This window comes from Dyadobacter luticola (genome assembly GCF_005860805.1).
Taxonomy (GTDB): domain Bacteria; phylum Bacteroidota; class Bacteroidia; order Cytophagales; family Spirosomataceae; genus Dyadobacter; species Dyadobacter luticola.
This window is the reverse complement of the sequence record NZ_VCEJ01000002.1, coordinates 533,522-553,213: the sequence shown is the minus strand read 5'-3', so window position 1 is coordinate 553,213 and position 19,692 is coordinate 533,522. Positions and strand designations below refer to the sequence as shown.

Genomic DNA, 19,692 nt, shown 5'->3' with positions numbered 1-19,692 from the left:
AAATTTTAGCTGCAATTTTCCTTTTGATCCTGAAAACAAAATAAGCTGGGAATAATGAAAATGCGACAAGACACGAGATGTTGATAAGTGATTCTAAGTAATGCATAAGATGCAGGCCAGGTTCGACGAAACTGGCAAATACGGACAGTCCGGCCAAGCTCCAAGCAAAAAAGGTAAGGAAGAACATGCGGAACATGTCGCTCCAATTGGCCGAATAGGATTGGCCGCATATCCACCTGGCCGTATACACGTTTCCCAAAACCAGAAAATAACCAAAAATACTGTGCTGCCAGTCTACCAATGGCTGCCCCATAAATAGTAAAAATGTTACCAGCCAAAACAGGACATGTAATTTGATTTGATTGCGCATAATCTGGATATTTTAAGACCTTAAAATACGAATTGTCGGTGGAATGGAGAGAACTTTTTTTAACAATTATTCCTCCTATTTTGCAACGAAAATATTGCATTCGCCCCCTTGGTACAATTTAAAAGAACTATTAAAGAAAAGGAAACAGATCAGAGTAGGAGGATAAATAATGGATGTTGAAGGATATACCAATCTATAAATTACTTCTCTTGCCCAGGGCCCAAAGGCTAATCAGTATACCAAGCACATACAATAAGAAGCTCTTTCCCAAAATAGGATAATCCCACTTCTGCACGTCCAGTGTAAAGTTCAGAAATACAAATGGCCACAGGTATGGAGAAAAATGGCTTACCTGAAAACTTCTTGCGATCGCACCTGTCAATGTCGCAAAAAGGCCGAACCCGGCCGGAACTATAAAGCTTTCGAACCAAAGGCTGATTAACAATTGAATAACCGTCATCCCAAGGCCGCAAATACATATCCAAATGCAAGCCTGCGGCATGAATGTTGGCATCGTGAAATCCTGGAATCCGTAAGCAGGTTTTAACACTCCCATCAGGTTCCCTGCCAATGATCCCGATACAAATAAGACCACGTGACTGAGCGCGATAAGCGCTGTCAATACCACAAGCTTGCTCAGATAAATACTGCTTTTTAACATCGGCAAGCTATATATGTATCCCCACGCCCTGTTCTGATGTTCGATACCTGCATAAAGTGCGGAAAGCAGCGAGACGTAAATCGGAAAAATAAACAGGGACCAGCCTGCCAGGATGTGTTCCGAAAAATTGAACCAGGGATTGACTCCGGGTTTATAAAATTTTTCGCCGTCCGCATAGCCTGCTACAAATGCCACAACCACCACAAAGGCCGGCGCAAACACGGCCAACCAGACGACCATTGTCCTTTTTATTTTCAGCCTTTCCATGGCAAGGCCTGAGAGCAGATGTGCCGCAATATTCATATCGGCTCATTGGTAAGGTTCAAAAATATTTCTTCCAGGGTGGCCCCGGCGGCAAAATCCGAATGAAGCTGTGCAACCGGCCCCTGGAACAGCATTTTTCCATGGTTCAGTATGCCTACATGCGTGACGAGCTTTTCCATTTCATCTAATAAATGACTTGAAATAAAGACCGTTTTGCCATGAACCTGGCTCAGTTCAGCCAATAACCTTCGCATTTCCCTAATACCCGCGGGGTCCAGACCGTTCGTTGGTTCATCCAGGATAAGCAGTTCAGGATCGCCCAACAGTGCCAATGCAATACCGAGCCGCTGCCGCATGCCTAGCGAATAAGTTTTTACGCGTCTTCTCGCTTCTTCCGCAAGGCCAACCATTTCAAGTACACGGCCAATTCGCTCACGTTCAACCCTTCGGGCCAGTCGTCCTATTTCCATATTTTCCCCGCCTGATAAATGTGGATACAAAACAGGGGCTTCAATGAGAGCACCAATCTTTTGCAGTATTAACAACCGTTGGTCATTGAGTTGCTGTCCAAACATTTGAATGCAAGGCCCTTGTGTCGGGATCAATCCGAGCAGTAGGCAGATTGTAGTCGTTTTCCCGGAGCCATTCGGGCCAAGAAAACCGAAGATACTTCCAGCCGGGACCTGTAGGCTGAGGTTGTTGACAATCAACTGCCCCCCGTGGGAGTAGTTTAGTTGATCGGTTTGGATTGCGTAAGTCATCAGATTTGATTTTCTCCAAAACAAATCCGCGAGTTTGACTTCAAAAACAAAAAACCGCCAATGCCTTCCTGAAAACACCTGGCATATCTTTCAGCCCACTGCGCGTCTTGAAGGCCTTAAAAATGGCGTCTGATATACTCAGAGGGCAGTCTGAGGGTAATTTAGGAAAAGGAAAGGCTTATTCGGTAATTTTACCAATTATGCAAAACCGGTTTCAACAGCTTCTTCACAAGCCTCTGCCCTACTATTTGCCTGCGCTGTTTCATGGCATGGTTTGGCTGATCTATCTGTTGTCCGCTATTTATATCAATAATTATCAGGGAGTTAACTTTTTGATTGGCCACCCAAGCATTCATCTTGTCGCGGAGATGATCGTTTTCTACGCCAATTACAGCTATTTTATTCCTACCCTGTTGGCAAAGATGAAAGTCCCACGGTTCCTGCTGCTGAATGTTGCCACAATACTGGTCCTGGTAACCATCTTTATTCCCGCCTACCACTCACTGCGAAATTGGTATCTTGGCCCGGACGCTACGTTATTTCCATTATCTTACGATGAGCAGTTTGTTTTGAGGTCATTCGAATTGTTAATGTTTGCAGGAATTGCCTGTATCGTGCGGTTTTCTGTCGACTGGTTTTCATTTCAGCAAAAAACAAGGGAGCTCGAAAATGCGTATTTGAAAACAGAGCTGGCATTCCTCCGGTCACAGCTCAATCCGCACTTTCTTTTCAATACACTAAATGCGCTTTATGGGTTAGCTATCAAACAGTCGGTAGAAACTTCGGCGGGTATCATGCGGCTTTCCCAACTGATGCGGTATGTACTTTACGAAACCAATAACGACCAGATAGGCCTTGCCAAAGAAGTGGAGATGATCGAACATTTTCTTGAGTTGCAAAGACTTCGGCTACCGTTGGACTTTCCAGTGCATTTCGAAATACAGGGAGATGTTGAAAACATATTCCTCGAACCGCTGCTATTAATGCCGATCGTCGAAAATGTATTTAAACATGGGTCCGGATTTGCGTCCATTTCTCTTTCCGTGACGGAAAGCAGTATCAGGCTGCTAACCGATAACGGGATTGGCACAAAATCAATGGCCGCAACAGGGGGGATCGGACTAGCCAATTTGGAACGGCGCTTGCTGCATTTGTATCCGGACCGGCATCAGTTGTATTTTAACGAAACCAATAAAAGCTTTCAAACCACACTTTCCCTGACCTTTTGATCTGCAATGACGAAGATTCAATGCCTGGCAATAGACGATGAAAGACTGGCCCTCGAAGTAATGGAGGCTTATATCGAGCGGATACCATTCCTGCATCTCGCTCAGCTGTGCGCAAAACCCATGCAGGCACTCGAATTTTTGGCAAGAAACCCAATTGACTTGCTTTTTCTGGACATTGAAATGCCAGGCCTGAATGGATTGGAGTTTCTTCAGGCCATAAAGACCCCGCCTCTTGTAATCCTGACGACAGCTTACCCCCAGTTTGCAGTGGATGCATTTGAACTGAATGTGGTAGACTATCTGCTCAAACCCATTCCATTCAGTCGGTTTCTGACGGCGGTGCAAAAAGCACAAGCACAATTATCTGAAAATCAGCAGCGAAACCAAAATCTGACTGAAACAAAGCCGTTGGACGGAAATATTTTTATCAAATCCGGCAGCAAAACAGTCCGTGTTGATGTACAGGAAATACTGTTTATTGAGGGTAAGAAAGATCACGTCATGCTACATACGCGCCAGAGCCAGATCACAACACAGCTTTCCCTGTCTAGCCTGATGGAAAAATTGTCAAGCGACCAGTTTTTAAGAATACACCGGTCGTTTATCGTTGCTTTGAATAAAATTGAAAGCATTGAGCGAAACCGTGTTATGATCGACAAAAAGGAGATTCCAATCGGCGAATTTTACCGCGAAGATCTTTTTAAAAGAATCAGCTAAATCATTCATCCGCTGGTTGCTGAAATTAAATATATAAATGTGGGGGCAGTGCGGACGATACTTTCATTAGACATTTTGTCCAAACATGCCCCTGATAATTTGTAAACACAATCGAAGGCCATAACCACTTTTTTGCAATTCACGGCATTATCATTGGATTCTCAAAAAAACCTCTATCCTGGGACGACACCACCCAAGTTGATCACCAGGCCAATGCTGGAAACAATGCAAAATAGAAGTGTAGAAAACCTTCTATATCCGTTAGAAAAGTTTAATATTAATTTAATGACATTTATAATTTAAATAATTTAATCTAAAGTAACTTAGGGAGACAATTAATGTTCACGATAAACTTTAATATCAATGAGAAATTTGTTTTACCTAACAGTATTCTTTTTATTTTCTTGTTGTGCCGCAGTTTTTGCTGTAGCTCCTTCAAGAGTACAGGTAAATGGCACCTGGTATACGAATGGCCAGGTAGCTTATATCGAGTGTAGCAAGACCAGTGTCGCACTTATCATAGATGTCGTTACAAATGGCACCGATATTCTAAAAATGCGAGCAACGTCATCGTCTAATTTAAGCATAAGTAACACTGCTTCAGATGTTCAAAAAACACTAAATCTTGATGCTGCACGCCAAAATGGTTACATCGATGTCGGCTATGTAAATAATACTGGCGAAATAAGGGTATATATTCAACAACGACCTCCTGCTCCGACGGTTACGGGATCAAATGTCTGTGCTGGCCATTCTGCAAGCTTCACTGCAAATAGCAGCTATGCTTTCCAAAGTACTAAACCAATGAATTTTGTTTGGCAATCAACAGGTGGGGTAACTGTCAACGGAGGAAGTATTGTCACGGCCTTACCAGGAGTTTCAAGTACTGTGACAATTGCCAATAGTTCCTCTGGGACTTACTCTGTTAAAGCTGTTGTTCCGTCGTGTAGCAACTTGGAAAGTACTTTAACCAGCGCGAACTTAGGTACACCTGTTATTACAAATCCAAGTTATTCGCTATTTGATCCAGGCTCGAATATGTGGCAGTTTACTCAAATCTCGGGTTATCCGTCCGTAACGTACGCTTTCACTGTTACTTCCGGTTCTGCTTCAATTGTTCAAAATTATGGAGATGCATACATAACAACATCTTCAGGCGCAACAATTTGTGTGAGTGGTACTAATTCGTGTGGAACAGGAACATCATATTGTTTTTACATCCCAGGCGCAGGTGGAATGCTAAAAACCATTTATCCAAATCCGGCTTCTAATTTGCTGTCACTTGAATTTGCTGATACCGAATCTGCTAATTCCATTCCTTTCCAAGTAGTTCTATACTCTGAAAAGTCCGGGGAGGAGATAAAAAATATTTCGGCTGACGAGCTAAGTAGGCTCGAATCATACAAGGCAAATCACAAGATAGAAATGGATGTTAGTAAGTTTCCTCGTGGAACGTACTATATTCATGTAATTTCGGACGAAAAATCGAAATTGCCCGTGCGGAAGGAAAGGATAATTCTTGAATAATATTTGCACCCCGTCAGTTTAAAAGAGCTGGCGGGGTGCAGAGATGTGCACGGCTACAATTAATTCCTTAATGCGTTGGATTAAATATCATTTAGTGGAAAGCTTAATAGAATACAGATTTCAATTAAGCGCTATTTCAATCTACGATTTGCCAAATGAAATATGGCAATTGAAAATCAGCTCTCAGGCACAGGTCTTATAAAATGGATTAGTCTGTTGATTGCGACGTTCCAATTATTTAATAGCGTCTATGCATCTGACTTAAAAAGCACAATCGTAGTAGTGCTTACAGAACCGCAGTCAGCACATACCGATTCTATCATTCTGCAATCGCCGGATGTAACTTGCCGCGGTGGTAGCCCGGTGCTCAATGTGACTGGAATAAACGTAACTTGGTATGCAGATTCCTCGAGAAATGCTTTTCTTGCCAAAGGTAATACCTTTCATACGGCGCCACTCGACTCCACCACAACCTTTTATCTCACACAAAATCTGGGCGGAGTTGAGTCTGTCGTTACTCCCATAAAAATTGAAGTGGTGGACGCCATTCTCGTTAAAGTCACAACAACGCCCGCCAGTTGCGGGAAAAATGATGGAACTTTGAGCGTGGTAGGCGATGGTGGTTCAGAACGTTACCCACTGAAATACAGGCTCAATGATGGCCCTATGCAATTATCTGGCTTTTTTGACAACCTCGCTGGCGGAGATTACAAGATTTCTGCTCAACCGTTATCGGAGGGATGTATAGTCAGTGATAAGGTAAAAATCGAAAAGCAACTTTCTCCCAGCATTCTTTCAGTTGACTTAACTGACCCCAAATGTGGAGATGCAAATGGTCTAATCCATATCGAAGCTTATGGCGGAAATGGCATTTTAACCTACTCGCTCGACGGCAAAAATTTCAGCGAAAACAACTTGTTTGAGCAGCTCAAGGGAGGAGATTTCACGGTTTGGGTCACGGATGACTCTCTATGCACCGTGTCACAGAATGTCTCTTTAAAGAAGAGCCAAAAGTTGCAACTGAATCAGATAGATGTAGTAGCGACATCCTGTGGGATTCCCAATGGTAAGGTAAAATTACCGATGGCTACGGGCAATGGTAACTTGTCTTACACCATTACCGGCAGGCCTGAACAACATCTAAACGAATTCGACAGTTTGCAGGCTGGCAAATATCAGCTTTTAGTCAAAGACGAAGGTGGGTGCGCCGACTCAACGGACATTACGATAAATAAAAGCATCGGGCCAGTAATTAGTCAAATAGATGTACAAAAACCGGCTTGCGGCATGTCTAATGGCCAAATAGTGATTGTAGCAACCGGAACGGGCGGTTACTCTTACAGTCTTGACAAGACAGAGTTTCAAAACGAGGCCGTATTTACTCAATTAGCGCAGGGAAGATTTACAGTTACCTTGAAAGACGATCAGGATTGTGTCGTTGAGCAAAATGTAGATTTAGTATCGTCCTGCAACCAGTCATTCTTTTTACCATCAGCGTTTACTCCAAACAAAGATGGAATCAATGACAGATGGGAAATTTTTTTTTCAGACGCAAAGCTTGAAGTACAAGAATTGACACTTTATAACCGGTGGGGAGAAGTTATTTTGCAGAATAAACCCGGAGTCATTTCTAGCGGTTATTCACTTTGGGACGGCATCTATAAAGGAAGTATCATGCAAGGTCCCTTCGCTTACAAGATCCGAATCCTTATGAGGGGTGGAAGCAGCTACGTTTACTTTGGTAAAGTGTTCGTCCTGTGAGGCTCTATGATATCGATAAAAAAATGGGCAAAGTTATGAAAGGGCTATTTCATGGTACGTGGGGAAAAGTGAAAAAGGGAAAAAGATTAATCAAACGTGAAATCAAATCAGACGGTAGTTCTGACCGCATCGGTGCTGACTTTCTTATTGATGAAAGTGGAAAAATTAATATGGCCCATTACGGAAAATTCCTCGGTGATCATTTGCCGATAACTGAGATCAAAAATTCGTTAGACTAGTTAAACACCAACACTCCTCAGACAACAAAGAATATTTTTGACCAGAAATCATCAACTATTGATTTTTTTGCAACTGTTTTAGAAGAAAAAAATACGATTTATATCGTTTTTCCAGTTCCAGCTTAAGGTATTTGTGATGGCGGAAAACCAAACATTTTTTTTAAAAGCATAAGAGAAATGTGACAGGTCTTGGAATCCAACATCTATGTATACCTCAGACGTATGTGCGCCCTTTTCTTTAATAAGATAATACGCTTCCTGGAGCCTTTTTTGCTGCAGCCATTTCCTGGGGTTTGCTGCAAAAGTCTTTTCAAAATCGAGTTGAAATGTAGAAAGGCTTCTGCCTGTCAGGTAAGCAAAACGTTCAAGTGAAACATTAAAGCGAAAATTGCGGTTCATGAAGGCCTCCAGGTCAATTTTTCCAGGTTCGGTAAAATCAAACAAGATATCCATTAAAAAAGGATTCGTCTGGATCAGCACAATAATAAGTTCCTTTAGTTTTAGGTTTTTTAAAATTTCATTGCCCGGTTTATTGAGTTCATCATAGGGTTTTAGTGACTCAATATAACCAGACAGCAGCTCATTGGATGTTATATGGAATGCAGGCTCGCTCCGGTGACTTTTAGTTCCTCGGTAGCCATATTCCAGACTAATGTTTCTCAGAGTGTTCTGATCCATGAAGACAGAAACATTAGAATATTCACCGTCCTGTGAAGGAACCTTGTTGAACTTGATAAGCGTGTTCCTCCTTGTTAACCGAAAGCTATCTTCATCGAATAAATATTCATTTTCGCCGTCGTTATAGATGAGCTTCCCGGAAATCTGGTAACTAAATACGTGTTCCGGAATAAATTGTTCACCTTCTCTTATGCTGTTCGAATAGCAAGTGTAGGTAATTTGACGTAAGGTCCTGTGTTCTATCTGGCTGCCCATTTTTCGCATAATTACAGCATGGCAATTATACCATGCTGTTACTAATGATATTATTATTTACTATCGTCTGCATCAGTCGACAGAGTCACCGGTAGCCACTTTTCGTATTCTTGTTTCTTCGTCGCTTCTGCCTGTTTGAGTATACCCACGGCGTCGCTGCCAAGAACCAGGTGAATCGGCGGCTCAGGGTTGTCGGCCAGCTCTATCAATACCTGTGCAACTTTATTCGGGTCGCTTTTGGCTACAAATTTTCCGCTTTTAAATAATTCAACGCGGGCGTCAACCGTCGATTCATAGCCTTCAATATGAGGTGCGAAAGACATGGACTGCCCCGCCCAATTCGTGCTCATTCCGCCTGGCTCTACTGAAGTCACTTTTATCCCGAGCGGAGCCGTTTCTTTTGCCAGCGCTTCGCTAAACCCGGTGAGTCCGAATTTCGCGCTTTGGTAAATGGACAGGCCAATGCTTGCCACCAATCCGCCTACTGAGCTTAAATTTAAAAATCCTCCCGGCTTTTTGTTTTCTCATATAAGGCAATACTGCCCTGCAGATCTTGACAGGAGCCAGCAAATTTGCAGTAAACTGGTTCTTTACCTGATCGTCGGTAAAAGCTTCAGTTGCGCCGGTTACGCCAAAGCCGGCGTTATTAACCAGAACATCGATACGGCCGAACTTGGCAATCGTGTCCGAAATAGCGGCCTGGATTTGCTGCTGGCTTGTAACATCTAACTCCAGTGTCAACAGGCGGTCCGTATATTTAACAGCCAGATTATTTAATTTTTCAGTATTTCTTGCCGTAGCCGCAACAATATCGCCCTTTGCTAATAATGCTTCTGTCAAGCTTCTGCCAAAGCCGCTCGAACTACCAGTTATAAACCATACTTTTTCCATAGCTATTTGATTTTTATAAGCATGCAAAGATACGATGTTGCTTTGAAGTGCGGTTTGTTCAAAAGGTCAATCTAACTTTGTTCTATGTGTCAATGCCCTCGAAATCAAGTACTAATGGCTATCAATCAAGATTGGCGGCTGGTTTAAAGCAAATAATTATGAGCATATCGTTGCAAAGACACTCATTAAATTAATGGATCTGAATTGAGAAAGCAAAGTTATAGATTGCCAGTTGTGAGGATCTCACTATCGGCATCATCGGTACCAGAAACATGATACCCGTTCGACCCTTTGTTGATTTTAAGTTTAATAAGGAACCTCATATTTCCGTTTAGATTTGGCTGATGTTAATTGGAAAAATACGATCATCTAAAACGATTTTTAATTGGAAGTGTAAGAAAAATATTTTTATTGGAGCAGACCGACGAGCAGAAAATGGAATCCTACCTGCAAAATATAACGACCCACTGCCGGTGGATTATTAAATCACTTTTCTATTTGCAGCTCCCAATTGAAACGCTGATGGAAACTATGGGCTGGAAAAATAAGCATACAGCCAATAACCAAAATACAAGTGTGTACAAATGATTCGTAAAGAAATGATCAAACAGTCAAAGTCTTGATTTGATTAGGACCGTAGTAAGCTTCCAGTCTTTCTCGCCAATCTTGTAGTCTACTGCCTTTCCTCGTGCCTGGCCACAAGTTTCCATGATGATCCATACACAAAGCCCTGATGGCCGGCTCCGGAGAAGAGTCTCAAAGTTGATAGTAATGTTTCTGTTGGTGAGCTAAATTATAGCCGGTTGTTACAACCAATCCACCTATTCATGACCTGTGCTTGCTAACGAAAATTCCGTGGATGATTAGCTGTTTTAATGAAGGTTTTTCGCGATTAAAAGGGCTAATTAGTTTACGGTATCGGTGTTATCTTCCGTTTCGCACTAACTTGGATGCCATTTCTCGAAAATAGCGCCATGGAACTTATCGAAAGAGCTGAATTCTTAACCACGCTCCATTCCAAATTCAAACAAACATTAAGCGATGAAGGGCATTGCATTTTTGTGACTGGTGAGCCAGGTATCGGAAAGACCACTTTGGTCAACGCATTTTGCAAAGAGATCAAACCTGATTACAAAACATACTGGGGAACCTGTGATGCACTGTACAGCCCGCGGCCCCTTGCACCCCTATACGACCTTCTGATCCAGCTGGGAAAAGGATTCTCAGAGGTTCATACCGATGCCGAAGACCGGACGTCGCTTTTTTTGAGTGTTTTACAGGAACTGCATAAGGAGCGCAAAGGCATGGTGGTGGTTTTTGAAGACATTCACTGGGCGGACGAAGCTACGCTTGATTTTATCAAATTTCTGGGCAGGCGTATCGGTCAGCTGAAATGCCTTTTTATCCTGACTTACCGTGATGACGAAGTGCATGCGCGGCACCCTTTGCGGAATGTGCTCGGACAACTTTACTCCCATTCTTTCACCAAATTTCAACTGGCGCCCTTCTCGCGCGCAATCGTGGAAAAACTGGCCGCTGAGAAGGGTTACAGCGGCGAAGAAGTGTACAATATTACGGGTGGAAACCCTTTTTACGTCACAGAAATCCTTGCAAGTTATAGCAACGGAGTCCCCGAAAATGTCCGGGATTCTATTTTGTCGGTTTATCATCAGCAGGAAGATGATACGAAAACACTGTGGGAAATGCTCTCCATTTTTCCTGCGGGTTTCGAATTGAAATACCTCGAGCAGATACAGCCGAGGTATAGGGAAGCAGTTAAATATTGTTTTGGATCCAGAATACTGATTGTAAGGGACGGGCTGATTTTTTTTAAGCATCAGCTTTATAGTCAGACTATTGAGGCGTCATTATCTCCCTTACTTCGCATCGCACTCAATAAACAAATCCTGGCCATGTTCCTGGAAGTGTTTGAGCAAAACCAGGAAATTGAGCGCATCGTTCATCACGCCAAAAATGCGGGCTCCGATGAGCTGATTGCACGCTATGCGCCCATCGCTGCTGAAAAGTCCGCCTTAGCCGGGGCCCATGCAGACGCAGCGAGGCTGTATTGCCTGGCTATCGAATGTGAAAAGTTTATCGGTAAGGAAAAACTTGCAGCTTACCACGAATTATACGCCTACGAATGCTATCTGATCCACCAAAACAAAGAGGCAATCGCATACACGGAGCGGGCGCTGGAATTTTGGCAGGAACAGCAAGATGCGGAAAAGATAGGGAAGAACCTGCGATTTTTGTCGAGGCTCTGGTGGTATGAGGGAAATCGTGCACAGGCAGAAAAGCTGGGTATCAGGGCAGTAAATGAACTGCAAAACGCTCCTGCTTCCCGCGCCAAAGCAATGGCTTACAGTAACATGGCAGCGCTGAAAATGCTTGCAGACCAAACAGACGAATGCCTGGCCTGGGGACAAAAAGCAAGTCATCTGGCACGTGAGATTGACGATCAGGAAACACTTGCGCATGCTTTGAACAGCATTGGGTCAGCACTGATGACAGACCATCAATCAGTTGCGGAAGGGATGTCCTATTTGCAGGAGAGCCTTCAGATCGCACTGGAATACGCATTTCACGAACACGCCGCCCGTGCATATACAGCCATTGGTAGCAATGCGATATCAATGAAACTTTACGATGTTGCCAGGGAACATCTGGATCTGGGAATTGCCTACTGTCAGGAAAGGGATATGGACTCTCTTCGCCTTTACATGGTGGGGTACAAAGCGAGGCTTAACCTGGAAACCGGAGCCTGGGATGAGGCTTTTAAGCTGGCGCAGAGTCTTTTACAAACCGAAGACCTGCTGCCTGTGATCAAAATCGGCTCGCTGATAACAATCGGGCTTTTGAAATTGCGCCGCGGGGAGGATGGGGCACTCGATTTGCTCTCCGAGGCCAAGACGATTGCTTTTGACACAATGGAGCTGCACCGGATTGTGCCGGCTTTGTCTGCATTGCTGGAGTATGAGTGGCTGCTGGGTACTAGCCTCATAGAAACAGCCGTGCTCGATCAGGCGGTAGACATGATCCGGCAGGTAAAGAAAATCACAGATGATAACAAGTTGTATTTCTGGTTGAAACGGGCCAGAAGGGATTATGTTTTGACGAAAGAAATTGACGGTCAGTATACAAATGAAAAGGGAGCGGCCGCTTATTGGGAAAGAACCGGCTGCCCGTACGAGTATGCCCTGACATTGTTCGAGGGGGACGAAGAGGATATGAGGAAGGGGCTGAAAATGGTTGAGGAGCTTGGCGCGGAGCGGGTTTATCAAAAATTGAGGCAATCCATGCGCTCCGAGGGCGTCAAAAAAATTCCGAGAGGAAAGCGCCTGAGCACCCGTTCCAATGCGGCCCAGCTCACCAGCCGGGAGCTGGATGTTTTACAACTTTTGCAGACGGGGATGCAAAACAAAGAGATAGCCGAAAAGCTTTTCATTTCAGCAAAAACGGTGGATCATCACATTTCCGCTATCCTGCTGAAACTCAATGTAGGTACCCGGTCGAAAGCCGTCAATGAAGCATTGTCTATGGGAATACTAAAATAGGGAATTGGGTTTGGTAATTTAGGCAATACCCCCCTGGTTCTCCCTGCTGGCACCATATATCTTTGTATCCTATTCTAATCACAAAGACTAGCCATATATGAAAAAATTTATCATCGAGCGGACGATCCCGGGACTGGGTAATCTGTCAGGCGAAGAGTTGAAGGCGATCTCGCAGGCGTCATGCGCAACTGTGCGCAAGCTGGGCGTACCGTATCATTGGATCCAATCATTTGTAACCAATGACAAGCTTTTTTGTATTCACATTAGTGAATCGGAAGAAATGGTCCGCGAGCACGCGCGTCTTGGAAACTTCCCGATTGATTCCATTACCGAAGTTAAAACCATCATCGACCCGGCCACCGGGGCCACTTACTAGTTGCCGGTTCACCTTCGTCGTCAATAATTAGGTTTGTTATGTGTCATATCCGTCGCGGAGGTTTCCGCGACGGATTTTATGCACCGCTTCTGCCGGCTTAACATCTGGCAGTCAGGAATTCTACGCAGTTTCCACACCAATTTATCAATCACAAAAATCAAACAATCATGAAAATCATGAACAGGGCACTCGCCTTTCAGGTACTTATGTTGCTTGCTTTAAATACAGAAGCAAAGGACAACAGCCACAAGAACATCGGATCATTAGAATGGACCATCTTTCCGCTGAAAGACGGAAGACTCAGGGTAAACATCAATAACAATTTGAAAATGAAGCTGATAGTGATGGTTAAATCTTTTGAAGGAAAGACAATCCAGCAAAATTACATCGGCAAAAGGCCGGTTAAGACTGCCATTAACTACGACATCTCCGAACTGAAAGATGGCGACTACGAAATTTGTATTTACAGCAAGCGAATGATGGAGAACAAGCATTTCCATATCGAGAATATCTCAGTGCAACAACATCGTCTGCTGAGCGTGAGATAACGTATATATTTATCCGTTTGATTGTTAAAATGTAATACAAAAAGAGAGCGTCTCATACATTTGAGACGCTCTCTCGCGTTGGGCCGACAGGTTTCTACTGTCCCTGTTTTACCTGGTGAACTTCAACGGGGATAAGTCCGTGCGCCTCCTTGTGCGTGCTTATCACAGAGTTGGCATCTTTGGCTTCGGAAAGACACATTACCGCCCCTGACTTTTCATCAACCCAATAATTGATGAAATTGACACCATACTTACCCTGAACGGCAAGATCTTTCACATGCGCATCTGCAACCGCTTTGGCGGTCACATTGCCAGCACCGAGCTGGTGAATGTCTAAAAATAAAGTAGGTTGAACGCCAGCCACAGCTTCTTTGCCGCTGCTCACGGGTTGCACCAGATCCGGAACCAGGCCGTGTGCTTCTTTGTGAGTTCGGTATACCGCCGCCGAATCCGGTGATTCGGACAGGCAGTACACTTTACCTGCGGCTTCGTCTACCCAGAACTTGACAAAATTAACACCATACTTGCCCTGCGTGGCGAGGTCTTTTTTGTGGGCATCCGCCACTGCATCAAACGTTACCTTACCTGGTTCCAGATTGTGCACGTCCAGGAACATGCTTTTTTGTTGATTGGAATCGATACTTTGTGATTCCGATTTGCAAGAACTAAAAAGTACTGCTGTTGCAATCAAAGCGTAGCTTAAATTTTTCATGTTGTTTTGATAGTTTTAGATACGGTGCAAACTAAGGTTGCGGCAGATGATATCATTTCAGTGCTTTTCCCTATTTTAGATTGCAGATGCCCTATTTTATCAGGTTCAACAAGCCTAGATCATGCTAACTTACATTCCATATATACATTAAAACAGCTGATCCCTGTTTACCAGCTTCATGAATGTCTCCCGATACGTTTTGCTGATCGGGATTTCTTTTCCTTTCAGATCAACCACGGTGTAATCCGGCCACAGCCCACGCGTAACGACATCGGCCCGGGGTGGGGACTACGAAACATGGGTTCCTATCGTGATATTCAGCATAATGGCAGTACGCCGGGGTTTGCCGCGCACATCTCAGCTTTCCTTGAGCCAGGCAGTGGTTGTGTAATCCTGACGAACAGTAAAGCGAACTTGGGTACATTAATCCTGGGTACGCAGGCTCTTTTGAAACGAAAGAAGTAATACAAGATTCTCACAAAAAACCCTCTGACTGCGAGACAGGCCCCCCCACAGCAACTTATCCAGATCAGCCGCAATATTCGGAGGTTATTTGCGCCAAGTCCAAAATCACTCATGCACAATAACCAAGACCGCCACTATGCATGATTGATTACAACGGACATGAAGTCTTTTAATTTCTTTACATCTAATAATCCATTTGAACGAACTCCGCTACAGATATCTAACCCGAACGGTCCTACCTGATCAATCGCTTGTCTCACGTTCAGTACATTTAGCCCACCTGCCAAAAAAACCGGAATACTTGAACTTTCAGTCATTTTCCTGCTAATTTACCAATTATGTATGCGGCCTGTTCCTCCTAATTCTTTTATTGCCAAATTGGGATTTCCTGAGTCTAACAACAGAGCATCTGCACCATATTCTGCGGCCATCAAACCTTGCTCAATACTGCGTTCATCAATCACGTGAATTACCTGTACCAATTTGGTGTTGAAAAGTGTTTGGCGCAGCTGCACATAAACTTCTACTGATATTTCATCCACCAATTGAATTGTTGTTGGCTTTACTATCTGGTAATGTGAAATTATACCCTCGTAAGTTATTTCACTAGTCAGCATAAATGTAGCAATTGGGGGTGGTGTGGCCAGAGCAATTCAGCAGCAGTAAGATCATCCACCACGCAAGGCCCACTAGGCATCTTGCCGACTAACCCTATCGCATCAGCTCCATATTCTATTGCAAGCTTTGCTTCTTGGAGACTGCTTATACAGCATATCTTGACTCTCACCTTTTGAGAAGCGTACATATTAAGTTCTTTTATTTATCAATAAACATATATCACTGTCATTTTCGAGAAACAACGAAACAAGGTGCTAAGCCTGGCTCCGAAAACTTGAACGGGAAAAACAGATCAAAATTATCGAATCTGCGCCCTACGAAAAGCTTTTCCCACTTGTAAAGGCCGTTGTGTATCACGGAGGCATTGGTACCACGGCCGAATGTATGCGCGCCGGAAAACCGTTTTTAGTATGCCCCATCCTGTATCCCACCGGCGACCAACATTTCTGGGGGCAACTTGCCAGTCAGAATGGATATGGGATCAAACCAATCCCCCTGAAAAAACTCGATGAAAACCGGTTCGTCGATTCAGTCGACAAATTAATGACCTCTGAAATCCTGTATCAAAACGCAGTGAAACTGGCCGACAAACGGAAAATGTACTGGAAAACGCGATCCAATTGATTGAGGGGCGGGAGTGAGTTGACTCTGCAATTACAAGAAGGCTGGTTCAATCACAGCAAATACCGACAAGATCCTACTAAATTCGAAATTTCGTACATTGGCGAAAATTCTTTGTTCACGACTTCAAATCGTTTGTCCTGGAAATAACAATTAGTTATTCCGTCTACACGCTGCCCACACAATCATGAAAACCTCCCTCTCCCACCTCCCCAAACCCAAACAAACCGCCCTAAAAACCCTCACCAAAATCATCCAATCCAGAGTCCCGGCCGAAATGATCATTCTCTTCGGAAGTTATGCCCGTGGTACATGGGTAGAGGATTATCAGGAAAAGTACGAATACGTAAGTGACATCGATATTCTTGTCATTACCAAAGACCGCATTTCTGCAAAGCGAGATAAGAAATGGCGAGATCTAGACAGGGAATTGTCTGACAATAAAGACATTAACAGAACCAGCATTATTCAGCATAGCATCGGGTTTGTAAATGATAAAATAGAGCGGAATTATTACTTTTTTGTTGACATTTTAAAAGAAGGAATTATGCTTTTCGATTCCGGAAATTTTAAATTGTCCGAACCAAAAGATTTGAATCCAAAAGAAAGACAGAAAAAAGCCAATGATGCTTTTAGTCATTGGTTCAAATCTGCAAGTAAATTTTTGATAGGGTTTAAACTCTATTTCCAAGAAGGAGAGGAAGATTCAGATTTTTACACGAACGCAGTTTTCGAACTTCACCAAGCGACGGAAAGATATTACACCGCTATTCTTCTTGTTTTCACTGATTACAAACCCAAAATCCACGATATCGAGGAACTTGGCAACCGGGTGAAAAAACTTCATTCTGATTTCGCAACTATTTTCCCGAGAATGACCGCCGAGGAAGAAAGATTGTTTCAACTCTTGAAAAAAGCTTACATCGATGCCCGATATGAAACGAACTACAAAATCGAAAAAGAGGAATTGGAATATCTCGGCGAACGGGTGAAACTGCTGAAAGAATTGACCGAACGTATTTGTAACGAACGCATTGCGCAGTTTACGGAAGGTTGAGAAGAGATACGATGACTACAATAACACCATTAAAGACAATTGGCCTTATTGGCGGCCTTTCCTGGGAATCCAGCGCGGAGTACTATCGCATCATTAACGAGGCAACACGTGACAGGTTAGGAGAATTCTATTCGGCCAGAATTTTGATGTTTTCGGTCAATTTTGCCGAGATCGAGCAATACCAGCATCTCGGGCAATGGGATCTGGCGACGCAGGTAATGATCGATGCAGCTCAACGGCTTGAACGGGGCGGCGCGGACTTCATCTTGATCCTTTCCAACACCATGCATCGCATGGCCGACGAGTTGCAGCAGCATATTTCCATTCCATTATTACACATTGCCGATCCGACGGGCCAGGCCATTCGGGAGCAAAACATTACCAAAATTGGACTGCTGGGAACTGCTTTCACAATGGAGGGCGATTTTTATAAGCGTCGCCTGCAAGATCAGTTCGGTCTCGAAGTACTCACTCCTGATGCGGAAGACCGTGCGATTGTCCATCGTGTCATTTACGAGGAATTGGTCCGCGGAAAAGTTTTTGCATCGTCGAGGGAACAATATAAAAGGATCATCGGGGATTTGGTTGAGCGTGGTGCTCAGGGTGTTATTTTGGGATGTACGGAGATCATGCTCTTAGTGCAGCAGGAAGATAGCCGCGTTCCTTTGTTCGATACGACGACATTACACGCTCTGGCAGCGGTCGAACGAAGTTTAAAGGGGAATTAAGTTCACTGGCTTATGAATGTCAGTAGGCTTCTAAGTGGTCTTCAATAAATAGACAATCAAGAGAATACTGATCAAAAAGATGGCCGCAGTCATCAATTTGATCAACAATGTGGAGTGGTAATATTGGCCGCTTTCCAGCAGCTTCTTCGTATTCATATAGCGGATGTAAGAGAACAAAGTTGTCATTGCCCCTAGTACAACAAGCAAAATCCCGATCACTGGTGAATAGCCGGTCCTCGGGATTTCTGCCTTTTGACCCAAAACCGCAGTTATTTGTCTGACAAAAAGAGAGAACTTAACGACAACGAAACCAAAACCCATAATACCGATGCTCGTCCGTATCCAGGCCAGAAAAGTACGCTCGTTAGCCAGGTGATCACCAGCATTCATGTTGCTCATCCTTGTTTACGCTCTTTGTTTAAAATCAATGCAATGCAATGTACGCTACAATATCGATTGATAAAAACAGCGTATCATAGAACAAAGTCAGCAGGAAAGATAATCTTAATGCGGTATTAGAAACTACTTGCGGACCGATCAGAAGACATTTACTAAGAGCCAGCCGGCCTAATGAGGCAGGCTATCCCTGTACTTCCCATAAACCCAGGTCCCGGCAATTGCACTCAATAATGTCACAATTACAACCGTGGCTCCCATACCTATTTGCGTAAACAAGGGTCCCGGACAAGCGCCGGTCAAACCCCAGCCCAGCCCGAACAACAATCCACCATAAATTTGTCCCTTGTTGAATTTTTTATCGGTGAAAGTGATAGGCTCCCCTGAAATGGTCTTCAAGTCAAACCGCTTGATAAGCGAAACCGAAATCATTCCGACCACCACTGCGCTGCCGATAATGCCATACATGTGAAACGATTGCAGCCGGAACATTTCCTGGATCCTGAACCAGCTGGTTACTTCTGCTTTTACAAATAGCACTCCAAATACTAATCCAACCACAAGGTATTTCAAGTTGTAATACCATTTGTGCTGCACTTGACTTTCGTTGATACACATTGAATCCGTGGCGCGGATTTCGTGCTCGTGGTGCCGGATAAAATTGACCTGTTTTGAATTTTCCATGTGTTGATTACAATGTTAATATGAAAGGCAATATCCAGTTGGCCATCGCAAATCCGCCGATCATAAAACAGATGGTCGCTACCAGCGAAGGCCATTGCAAGGTTGAAAGTCCCATGATCGCATGCCCGCTGGTGCAGCCTCCGGCATATCTTGTTCCAAATCCTATCAGAAACCCGCCACCGACTATCATGATAAATCCTGGGAGAGTCAGGAGTTTGTCCCAACGCATCAGATCAACCGGCACAAGTGATGAAAAATCCGTTATACCATATACGCTGAGCTCTTTTGCCAGTGCTGGATTCAGCTGCATTGGGTTTGGATTGGCCAGAAATGTTACTGCGATCACGCCTCCAAAAAAGATACCCGATACGAAAAACAGGTTCCACATTTCCTTTTTCCAATCATATTGAAAAAACGGGATTTTCGCCGGAATACACATTGCACACACGTGCCGGAGCGAGGAGGATATCCCGAAAGATTTGTTGCCCAGGATCAACAAGGCGGGCACCGTAAGCCCGATCAGCGGCCCGGCCGCATACCATGGCCAAGGCTGTTTTATGATTTCCAGCATCGTAGT

The 19,692-nt window shown here is 43.9% G+C and carries 22 protein-coding genes; 11 read left to right on the top strand and 11 right to left on the bottom strand.

The features are described from left to right. Positions 1 to 563: 563 nt before the first annotated feature. Together FEN17_RS02300 and FEN17_RS02295 are read right to left on the bottom strand one after the other, a co-directional pair. Positions 564 to 1,334 (bottom strand): ABC transporter permease, encoded by a 771-nt coding sequence (locus FEN17_RS02300; RefSeq protein ID WP_138363690.1) that lies wholly within the window; start codon positions 1,332 to 1,334, stop codon positions 564 to 566. Further along, positions 1,331 to 2,056: an ABC transporter ATP-binding protein gene (locus FEN17_RS02295; RefSeq protein ID WP_138363689.1), complete on the bottom strand. Its 726-nt coding sequence runs from the start codon at positions 2,054 to 2,056 to the stop codon at positions 1,331 to 1,333. The genes FEN17_RS02300 and FEN17_RS02295 overlap by 4 nt, the downstream gene beginning before the upstream one ends. 200 nt (positions 2,057 to 2,256) lie before the next feature. On the opposite strand from FEN17_RS02295, the gene FEN17_RS02290 reads away from it, so the two are divergent. From FEN17_RS02290 to FEN17_RS02270, 5 genes are all read left to right on the top strand, one after another. Further along, entirely contained in the window at positions 2,257 to 3,285 is a 1,029-nt protein-coding gene (locus tag FEN17_RS02290; RefSeq protein WP_171037814.1) for a sensor histidine kinase, read from the top strand. A 6-nt stretch (positions 3,286 to 3,291) separates the two neighbouring features. Further along, positions 3,292 to 4,002, top strand: coding sequence for a LytR/AlgR family response regulator transcription factor (locus tag FEN17_RS02285; RefSeq protein WP_138363687.1), 711 nt, complete (start codon positions 3,292 to 3,294; stop codon positions 4,000 to 4,002). A gap of 363 nt (positions 4,003 to 4,365) precedes the next feature. Then, a complete protein-coding gene (locus FEN17_RS02280; RefSeq protein ID WP_138363686.1) occupies positions 4,366 to 5,529 on the top strand; it encodes a T9SS type A sorting domain-containing protein in 1,164 nt (387 codons plus the stop codon). 162 nt (positions 5,530 to 5,691) lie between these two features. Then, complete coding sequence (locus FEN17_RS02275) at positions 5,692 to 7,290, top strand: T9SS type B sorting domain-containing protein (protein WP_138363685.1); 1,599 nt, start codon at positions 5,692 to 5,694, stop codon at positions 7,288 to 7,290. 23 nt (positions 7,291 to 7,313) lie between these two features. Further along, on the top strand, positions 7,314 to 7,529 hold the full coding sequence (locus tag FEN17_RS02270; RefSeq protein WP_138363684.1) for a hypothetical protein: 216 nt from the start codon (positions 7,314 to 7,316) through the stop codon (positions 7,527 to 7,529). 78 nt (positions 7,530 to 7,607) lie between these two features. Here FEN17_RS02270 and FEN17_RS02265 read toward each other — a convergent pair whose 3' ends face one another. From FEN17_RS02265 to FEN17_RS27610, 3 genes are read right to left on the bottom strand one after another with little or no spacing between them, the layout of a single operon-like run. After that, positions 7,608 to 8,462, bottom strand: coding sequence for a helix-turn-helix domain-containing protein (locus tag FEN17_RS02265; RefSeq protein ID WP_138363683.1), 855 nt, complete (start codon positions 8,460 to 8,462; stop codon positions 7,608 to 7,610). A 53-nt stretch (positions 8,463 to 8,515) separates the two neighbouring features. After that, positions 8,516 to 8,935, bottom strand: a complete 420-nt coding sequence (locus tag FEN17_RS27615; protein ID WP_262711548.1) for an SDR family NAD(P)-dependent oxidoreductase — start codon at positions 8,933 to 8,935, stop codon at positions 8,516 to 8,518. Continuing rightward, positions 8,877 to 9,353: an SDR family NAD(P)-dependent oxidoreductase gene (locus FEN17_RS27610; protein WP_229208656.1), complete on the bottom strand. Its 477-nt coding sequence runs from the start codon at positions 9,351 to 9,353 to the stop codon at positions 8,877 to 8,879. Before FEN17_RS27610 ends, FEN17_RS27615 begins: the two co-directional genes overlap by 59 nt. Positions 9,354 to 10,327: 974 nt before the next feature. Between FEN17_RS27610 and FEN17_RS02255 the strand changes: the two genes are divergently transcribed. The 3 genes from FEN17_RS02255 (at position 10,328) to FEN17_RS02245 (ending at position 13,834) form a co-directional block, all read left to right on the top strand. Continuing rightward, a complete protein-coding gene (locus FEN17_RS02255) occupies positions 10,328 to 12,910 on the top strand; it encodes a helix-turn-helix transcriptional regulator (protein ID WP_171037813.1) in 2,583 nt (860 codons plus the stop codon). 97 nt (positions 12,911 to 13,007) lie between these two features. Further along, on the top strand, positions 13,008 to 13,286 hold the full coding sequence (locus FEN17_RS02250; protein ID WP_138363681.1) for a DUF4242 domain-containing protein: 279 nt from the start codon (positions 13,008 to 13,010) through the stop codon (positions 13,284 to 13,286). A gap of 167 nt (positions 13,287 to 13,453) precedes the next feature. Continuing rightward, entirely contained in the window at positions 13,454 to 13,834 is a 381-nt protein-coding gene (locus FEN17_RS02245; protein WP_138363680.1) for a hypothetical protein, read from the top strand. 94 nt (positions 13,835 to 13,928) lie between these two features. Here FEN17_RS02245 and FEN17_RS27435 read toward each other — a convergent pair whose 3' ends face one another. The 3 genes from FEN17_RS27435 to FEN17_RS27820 form a co-directional block, all read right to left on the bottom strand. Further along, the gene (locus tag FEN17_RS27435) at positions 13,929 to 14,546 is read right to left on the bottom strand and encodes a DUF4242 domain-containing protein (protein ID WP_205748090.1); all 618 of its coding nucleotides are present in this window, start codon (positions 14,544 to 14,546) and stop codon (positions 13,929 to 13,931) included. A 599-nt stretch (positions 14,547 to 15,145) separates the two neighbouring features. Then, the gene (gene trpF / locus FEN17_RS27825; protein WP_310589743.1) at positions 15,146 to 15,328 is read right to left on the bottom strand and encodes a phosphoribosylanthranilate isomerase; all 183 of its coding nucleotides are present in this window, start codon (positions 15,326 to 15,328) and stop codon (positions 15,146 to 15,148) included. Positions 15,329 to 15,340: 12 nt separating this feature from the next. Then, the gene (locus FEN17_RS27820; protein WP_310589742.1) at positions 15,341 to 15,628 is read right to left on the bottom strand and encodes a hypothetical protein; all 288 of its coding nucleotides are present in this window, start codon (positions 15,626 to 15,628) and stop codon (positions 15,341 to 15,343) included. Positions 15,629 to 15,977: 349 nt separating this feature from the next. Between FEN17_RS27820 and FEN17_RS02225 the strand changes: the two genes are divergently transcribed. The 3 genes from FEN17_RS02225 to FEN17_RS02215 all read left to right on the top strand — a co-directional run bounded on the left by FEN17_RS02225 (position 15,978) and on the right by FEN17_RS02215 (position 18,035). After that, entirely contained in the window at positions 15,978 to 16,253 is a 276-nt protein-coding gene (locus tag FEN17_RS02225) for a glycosyltransferase (RefSeq protein ID WP_229208655.1), read from the top strand. Positions 16,254 to 16,437: 184 nt separating this feature from the next. Beyond that, positions 16,438 to 17,307 carry a HEPN domain-containing protein gene (locus tag FEN17_RS02220; protein ID WP_138363678.1) on the top strand — a complete coding sequence of 290 codons (870 nt, stop codon included), beginning with the start codon at positions 16,438 to 16,440 and terminating at the stop codon, positions 17,305 to 17,307. 11 nt (positions 17,308 to 17,318) lie between these two features. Then, positions 17,319 to 18,035 (top strand): aspartate/glutamate racemase family protein, encoded by a 717-nt coding sequence (locus tag FEN17_RS02215; protein WP_138363677.1) that lies wholly within the window; start codon positions 17,319 to 17,321, stop codon positions 18,033 to 18,035. A 30-nt stretch (positions 18,036 to 18,065) separates the two neighbouring features. Here FEN17_RS02215 and FEN17_RS02210 read toward each other — a convergent pair whose 3' ends face one another. From FEN17_RS02210 to FEN17_RS02200, 3 genes are all read right to left on the bottom strand, one after another. After that, positions 18,066 to 18,434, bottom strand: coding sequence for a YidH family protein (locus tag FEN17_RS02210; RefSeq protein WP_138363676.1), 369 nt, complete (start codon positions 18,432 to 18,434; stop codon positions 18,066 to 18,068). 168 nt (positions 18,435 to 18,602) lie between these two features. After that, a complete protein-coding gene (locus FEN17_RS02205) occupies positions 18,603 to 19,049 on the bottom strand; it encodes a DUF6691 family protein (RefSeq protein ID WP_205748127.1) in 447 nt (148 codons plus the stop codon). Positions 19,050 to 19,122: 73 nt separating this feature from the next. Beyond that, positions 19,123 to 19,686: a YeeE/YedE family protein gene (locus FEN17_RS02200; RefSeq protein WP_138363674.1), complete on the bottom strand. Its 564-nt coding sequence runs from the start codon at positions 19,684 to 19,686 to the stop codon at positions 19,123 to 19,125. Positions 19,687 to 19,692: the final 6 nt, after the last annotated feature.